Origin of the sequence: Wolbachia endosymbiont of Drosophila barbarae (assembly GCF_044752445.1) — a bacterium.
GTDB classification, from domain to species: Bacteria; Pseudomonadota; Alphaproteobacteria; order Rickettsiales; family Anaplasmataceae; genus Wolbachia; species Wolbachia pipientis.
The window spans coordinates 1-7332 of record NZ_JBIXJM010000116.1; the positions used below are offsets into that span (position 1 = coordinate 1).

General features: G+C 34.5%; 4 protein-coding genes. 3 read left to right on the forward strand and 1 reads right to left on the reverse strand.

Features of this window, described 5'->3' with window-relative positions:
• Nucleotides 1–208 precede the first annotated feature (208 nt).
• The gene (locus ACIPNH_RS01560; protein ID WP_400771264.1) at nt 209–418 is read right to left on the reverse strand and encodes a hypothetical protein; all 210 of its coding nucleotides are present in this window, start codon (nt 416–418) and stop codon (nt 209–211) included.
• A gap of 1080 nt (nt 419–1498) precedes the next feature.
• On the opposite strand from ACIPNH_RS01560, the gene ACIPNH_RS01565 reads away from it, so the two are divergent.
• From ACIPNH_RS01565 to ACIPNH_RS01575, 3 genes are all read left to right on the forward strand, one after another.
• A complete protein-coding gene (locus ACIPNH_RS01565; protein ID WP_400771267.1) occupies nt 1499–5155 on the forward strand; it encodes a hypothetical protein in 3657 nt (1218 codons plus the stop codon).
• Nucleotides 5156–5273: 118 nt separating this feature from the next.
• The gene (gene mutL / locus ACIPNH_RS01570; protein WP_400771270.1) at nt 5274–7082 is read left to right on the forward strand and encodes a DNA mismatch repair endonuclease MutL; all 1809 of its coding nucleotides are present in this window, start codon (nt 5274–5276) and stop codon (nt 7080–7082) included.
• 68 nt (nt 7083–7150) lie between these two features.
• Nucleotides 7151–7332 (forward strand): helix-turn-helix domain-containing protein (locus tag ACIPNH_RS01575; protein WP_400771273.1); only part of this gene is annotated, 182 nt, incomplete at its 3' end.

Sequence of the window (7332 nt, forward strand, 5' to 3'; positions counted from 1 at the left end):
ATCCTACAAGTTTTGTTTTATCTTTTCTTTAGTTTGGAGCTCAGTCAGTTCCTAAATTAATTAATTAGCTGTTAAGCTGTATGAGCAACGACGAATTTGTTAAAAATGAAATGTAGTTAACAGTAGTAGAATCCTCCGTCGCCAAGTCAATGATAAACTCCTCTCTTTTTCGAACACAAACACGATTACAAAATAATCAAAACAAAAATCAAATAATGCCATGCCAATTGGATGATGATGATGATAGATGATCGCCGATGACCGGCAACATCAACAGTAACAACATCAGCAGCAGCAGCGGCAGCCACTTCAAGGATATCGCACCAGTAAAAACAGCAGCAGCAGCAGCAGCATTAGTGACACGCGCGGCATCGGCAACATGAAACGTGTGCAGCAAGTAGCCATATGCAACGTACATGCAGTAAATATGCAGTATGTGCCCGGCTTGTGCAACATTGGGAGTGGCATTTACCGCATTTATTTAAACAACTTGTACATAGTCACGTTTCTCTACATAGCTCCCTTTCCCCCCAGTGTCGCAGGAATCAAGAATAATTGTTCTTATATTTTGCAACATGTGAACTACACACAATGACTTGTTTATCCTTTATTTTTTGTGCATTTTTTTCTATTAGCATATAAATATAATTATAAAATGTAATATGCTCACGCATTTTAAACGCTTTTGTCGACTTAATTAATCAGTCTCATGTGTATAATGTTTCACCCCCTTTTTTTTTTTTGTCTAACTTAAATCACGCAACAGGCACTTACTTGAGTGTAAGAACCTAGGGTCATAGCATTGTTAAAACAAAAAATAAACAAAGCAGAGTATGCAAATAATATTTAAGTAATAACATTAAGACGAAGAAATAAGTAAACAAGGAATCCTTAACGACTTTCTTAACGACTGCCATACATATACATACATTCTATATGCATATAAGTAGGAGGACATGACACACACTGAGAAAAACGAAAAACGAAAAAGAAAACAGCAATCCCTTAGCAGTACACATGTACATGTATATATCGTTTCGGCAATACTAATATGTGGCTACTTTCGGATCGGTGGGCGAGGATAATGAATGGACTTGCAATGGGGCTGGACTTGGCTTGGCTTTCCCAAAGAGAGTTGAATATCACAGGATCAAAAATGTGCTTTTACAAACATCTGAAAGACCAAAATTTATACAATTTCAGCCTCAGCTAGCTAGCCCCATTTGGCCCAGCATTTCATTTGTATTCGAATAGCGAAAAGTAAATATAGGAGCGATATCCAATATTTCAAAATTCAAGCAAGTGCTACCAATGAGTAATTCAAAATTGAAAGAACGAGGCGCCGCTATGGATCTCAGCGATATATACGACTTTCGAATTAAAAACTAAACACAAATCATAGTTTGTAAAAAGTGTAAAACGTAGGCAAGTAAAACAAATTGGAGACACGAAAATCTTAAATGAAGAAGTTAAGTGTGTTGTAGTTAATAATGAAAAATTGAAAGAAACAGATCCTTCATTATTGGATCATCTGACTGGAAAAATAAACCAAAAAGAGTTAGAAAAGCAAACTCTAGAGCTCAATAATGAACAGATTCTTTTAAATGTAGAATGGGCTACACAACAGAAAAATAAAGGTAATATTTTTAAAAAAGATGATTTTATAAAGATTGTAGGCAAAGACAAATATAAAATATTGAAAGAGAGAGGAGTACTTTCATTTAACAGAAAAGCGCATATAGACCAAAGTAAAATTGAATCTATGACTTTTCCTTGTTACGATTCCATTACTCTGGAAGACTTTACTAAAGTAAATATCACTAAAAGTGAAGCTGAAAAAATTTTAGCAGAACTAGCTAAACAAAAGGTCATTGAAAAAAAGGATGGCTCAGAAAATAGTGCTTATGGACTAAAGATCAAATTTGATGAAATCAAACAAGTTCAGCTTTCTTTCTGTCCAGTTTATGAGAATGTCCTAAAAGGACTATTATCTACATGTTTTACCTATAGAATAGCCCTTCAAAAAATTGCAGTGCAGCTAGAAGAAAAAAACTTTCCTGTTCGTCTGCAATTAATAACAAAACCACATCAAAGTTTAGTCTTGGAATTATTAGAACAGAAAATTATCAGACCTACTATGGTAGCAACTAAAGATGAAGACTTAGAGGAAAAGTTGAAGAGTATATATAGTCAAAAAATGACTAAAGATAATTTTAAATGTATACTTTCTAAAAGTACACTCATTCAAGAAGAGTGTATAGAAAAGCTTTTTGGCTTCTTGGTTGAGAAAGGATGGATTACCCAGTACGATCCAATGCAGTCTATACAAGATGAGGGTATTAGCAAGGAAAACATTAAAAATGCTGGCAAATCTTTAGTACAAGATCTTTATTATATTAATAGCCCTGACAAAAGACAAAAACCTTTAAACTTTTTTCCCGAAGGAAGCCATGAAAACGTACTGACCAAGTTGCAAAGTATTGATAAAATAGTGGAAAAAGTTTTAGACAATCAATTACAACTAGCGAAAAAAGATACAATTAAAAATATTGTTAGCACCTTGAAAAGATCAAGAAGTTCATTGAAAGCTTTAAAGGTTCCTGATAGTAAACTAAAATCTCTAACTGAGTTTTGTGGTCAAGGTGAATTTGCAAATATAGAGGAAGTGCATGTCTTTTTTCTCAATGGATTAGATCAACTTTTACAATTAGAAGAGAAGAAATGGACACAAGAAATGCTTATCAACACTGTAGCAGTAACTGCTATGGGAGTAAGCCAAATAGCTGTAGGTACTGCTATAGAGTTATATTCAGTGGGTATTATGACCCATGTTGGTGCTGCATTTGTTAGCGAGGGTGTAAATGATCTCTTCTTTGCAGCAGGTGCTTTAAAATCAGGCCATTTTAGTTGGGAAGATTATAGACAACATAAGCTTGAAAGTTTAATGATGACAGCTGTTACTGTTGGTATAGGAGCTTATTTTTCAAGAGGTGCTAAGGTATCACGTTTTGGTCATAAACTAGCTGGACCTAATTTTGAATTTGGTAAGAAAGTAGCAGAAATGTCCGGAACTCAGCTGATTCAAACTGCAGGTTGGAAAGTAGTAGGAAAAGAAGTTGCAAAGCGTATTACATTAAAAACTATAGAAGGGTTAGCGCTTGGCTTAGCTAATGCAGGAGTTGATACACTCGTTGAAAATTACCTTCAAGCACTATGTGAAGGCATAGCCTCTGATATTTTGTTAGATATTGAACGCAAAGTAGAAGAACATAATATCTCTATAAGTTTAGAAAAAGCCTATAAAGTATTAGGAAGAGAAAGAGCAGAAAAAGTTATAGGTGACTTAACTAAGAGTGTCTTTACTAGGCAAAGTTATGTGGAAGAGTTTTTACCTATTGCCAACAAGATAGCTAGTAGTGTAACTCAAGGAATTGCAGAAGCTGTTAAAAAAAGAAGCAAAACAAGTAATAAGCTGGTATTACCTATTCATGCTATTAGTAAGATAATGGTTTGGTCAGGAAGTTCTGTTCAGATTGCCAATATAATAGTGATTACTAATAATCTTTTAGGTAACTTAGATCAGGAAATAAAAGGTAGACTAAATAAGCTGGAAAAAGACTTAGAACGCAATCAAAAACAAGAAGTGGAGAAAGATTATGAGAGTTTTAAAAAAGGAGTAATTGATCAGTGGAAATCATTGCTTCGCGAAAAGGCTGGGCAAATTATAGCACGGCATATTGTGAGCCCTGTCCTTAAAGAAGGCGCTAATCATCTGGTTAGATGTATTGGAAAAAAAGTGCAAGAAGCATATCAGTCTTACAAAGAAAGTGGGTATTTTGAGCGCTTTGAAGGATTGAAACAGGAGCACAAGGAAAAGCTACAGAGTGAACAACAATGTGACAATACATCTAAAACAGAAAACCATATTACGGAAAAATATCATAAAGATTTGCGAAAGTTGATGATTAAAACTAGAAATCCTGACTTGCTCGCAGATATAGTCCGAGAAAACATTCCAATGGATATGATATGTGTTAGTGCGTGTACTCAAGTAGTATATAAGATACTAAAAGAGCAGAGAGTTGTAATTTCAGGACTAACCATTATTGTCGAAGGAGATGGTGGTATAAGACAAGAATTTTCCTCTATGTCTGAAGGATCAGAAAGGATAATTATTCCACTTGAGCTCAAAGATAATCATTTTGAGTTTTGTGGAAGCATCACATCAGAAAACAATAGAAGTAGTGAATCAAAAAATAATTGCTTATATGAGGCTTTATCAGAAGCTATACCTGAATTAAAAAATATAATATCACCAGAAGGATTCAGAGATAAGGTAACTGATTGTATTAAACATGATAAAGGAATACGGTATCACATTCAGCAAGGCTGGCACCGGCTTCCTATATCTCTTGGTGCGTTTGGTGGTAAGCGTTACATTTCTGTACCTACTAGTACACTAAATGAACAAGCAGAAAATCAATCGCCATATCAACATTCTAGTTCCAGAGGGGAATGGAAATTTGATAAAAATAAAGACGTAGACTTACGGGAAGATAGGGTGCTAACAAATAAGGAATCTCATCTACAACGTGCTAAAGCTTACAATGAAGCTCTTGATAAAATTAACCAAGTACTTTCTAATATTGGTAAAAAACGTATATCTGTTGATCCCACAAATTTTAAGGCAACAAGATATGATACAATACTATGTACTGGAAAATTCGGTAAAATAGACATAGCACTATATCCAGTAGAGATGGAAGCTACAGTTGAAATATGGGTTCGAGATATTAAAGAAAACGTGAAATATACATTAAGAATTGACGTTGATAACCCTATAATTGAATCAGATTTACAGGGACCACATGGTCCTCATGTTGGATATGATGTTATCCGCCATAATAAACAAGCCCCTGAAGGAGTTACTGGACATATACTTATAAATCCAGCGGAAAATAAAAGACTTCCTGATCGAAGCCGCAGTCAATATAGTATTGATGATAATAGTATACCTACGATACCTATAACAAGAGTATTTTCTCCACCCAATAAGCCTAACACCTATCTAGAAAGAGTTGAAACAGGAAACATATCTCAAATTAACAACAGAGATGAAATTAGAGGTCGTTCATACCCAAGCCCAGATTTTTGAGATACAAATTTAAAAAATATTTTCCTTTTTAAGTTTTTTGATCTTGCTAATAGGTAATTCAGTAGCTTAGAACTTGATTTTCATTGACATTAAACTAATCAGAATGAGAATTGGAAGTATGGCAATAATTCTTTTAGATACAAAAACTATAAACCGTATAGCAGCAGGAGAGGTAATAGAGAGGCCAGCAAGTGTAGTAAAGGAATTAGTGGAAAATGCAATAGATGCTGGAAGTTTAGAGATAGAAGTCAAAATAGAAAGTGGTGGGCGTAACCTTATAACTGTGACAGATGATGGAAATGGAATAGAAAAGGACGACTTAGAACTAGCATTTATGAGGCATGCCACTTCAAAATTAAGCGATAGTGAGTTAATAGAAATCAAGCACCTTGGGTTTAGGGGAGAAGCTTTACCTTCAATTGCAGCAGTAAGCAGAATGAAATTATCGTCTAAGGCAAGTGGAGCAAAGGAAGCATGGTCTATAAGGTATGAGGGAGGAGAAAAAATAAGAGAGATTACCCCTTGTTCTTTGTTGCAAGGTACATATATTGAAGTTCGTGACTTATTTTTTGCTACACCAAATAGACTAAAGTTTCTAAAAACCGAAAGGGCAGAAACACAAAGTATTGTTGATATTGTGAATAACTTAGCGATGATTAATTATAGTATTGGGTTTACTCTCACTTCTGGTAATAAAAAGCTCTTAAAATATGTTAAGCAAACTTCGCTGTTCAACAGATTATGTGAAATAGAAGAAGAATTTCAAAGCAATTCACTGGAAGTTAAAGAGGAAGAAGAAGGCATCAAACTTAAGGGACACATCTGTAAACCTAATGTCAATCGTGGCAACTCAACTCAGATTTATACATTTGTTAATGGCAGGCCAATGAAAGACAATCTACTTGTTGGTGCAATTAGATATGCGTATCACGATTTTATTCCAAACAATAGGTATCCTTTTGCAGTGTTGCATTTAGAAGTACCATATGACCAAGTAGATGTAAATGTGCATCCAAATAAATCGGAAGTAAGATTTCAGAATAAAAGGCTAATATATGAAATAGTGAGAAGAGGGATAATAAAAACACTATCAACGAGATTTGCAGCGGGTGATCAAGGTATTGAAGAGGAGCTAATTTTTAATGATAGTAAAAGCCAAGAGCAGGTTGATAGTCAAGAGAAAAAAGATCAAAAAGAGTTTTATGAAAAGAGACCAAGTCTTTTAGAAAATCGTCTAATGAAAGAATTCAATGCACCAGATGAAAGAAGGCAAAGCTTACCAGAAACGTTTAAATATGGAGAATCTCCACCCCAAAAGGGAACGATGGTTTTAGAAAGGAAGCAAATTGATTTAATAGAGGATTATCCTCTGGGATATGCACGCTGTCAGGTCTACAATACTTACATTATTGCTGAGGCTAAAGGCAAATTAATTATAGTAGACCAGCACGCAGCTCATGAGAGGTTGATCTATGAGTGCTTAAAACAAAAATCAAGCATAAAAAGGCAAAAGCTTCTTTTTCCTGAAATAGTCGAGATTAAAAACCAAGCAGGAATGGAGATGGTTGAAATGTATAAAGATAAGCTTTTCGAAATGGGTTTTGGTATTGAAATAGAATCAGAAGATAAAGTAAGGGTGAAAGAAATACCTGCAATTTTAGGAACAATAAATGTGAAAGAGATGGTGATGAATATAGTTGATAGATTAATGGAGATAGGAGATACGCTACCTATAGAAGAAAAAGTGAACAAGATACTAGCTACCATTGCGTGCCATAGAGCTGGAAGGGAAATGAAGTTGGAGGAGATGAATGAGTTGATGAGACAAATGGAGGAAACACCTTATGCTGGGCAATGCAATCACGGAAGACCAACGTATATAGAAATGAAACTAAGTGATATAGAAAAATTGTTTGAAAGGAGATGAGTTCAGTTTGTCAAAAAGGTTCCCAATTAAGTATACGTAACAGCTCTTCTGGTTATGGAGTATAAAATGTGAAAAAAGAGAATAAATGCTCTAATTTTTTAGATTACAAAGTAATAGGACAGGAAGTAAGAAATCGTAGGTTAGCAAAGGGATATACTCAAAAAGATTTAGCAAAAAAAATCGATACAACATATCAGGTAATACTGCAATATGAAAAAGGAACACGCAGAATTTCAATTAAGAAGTTATA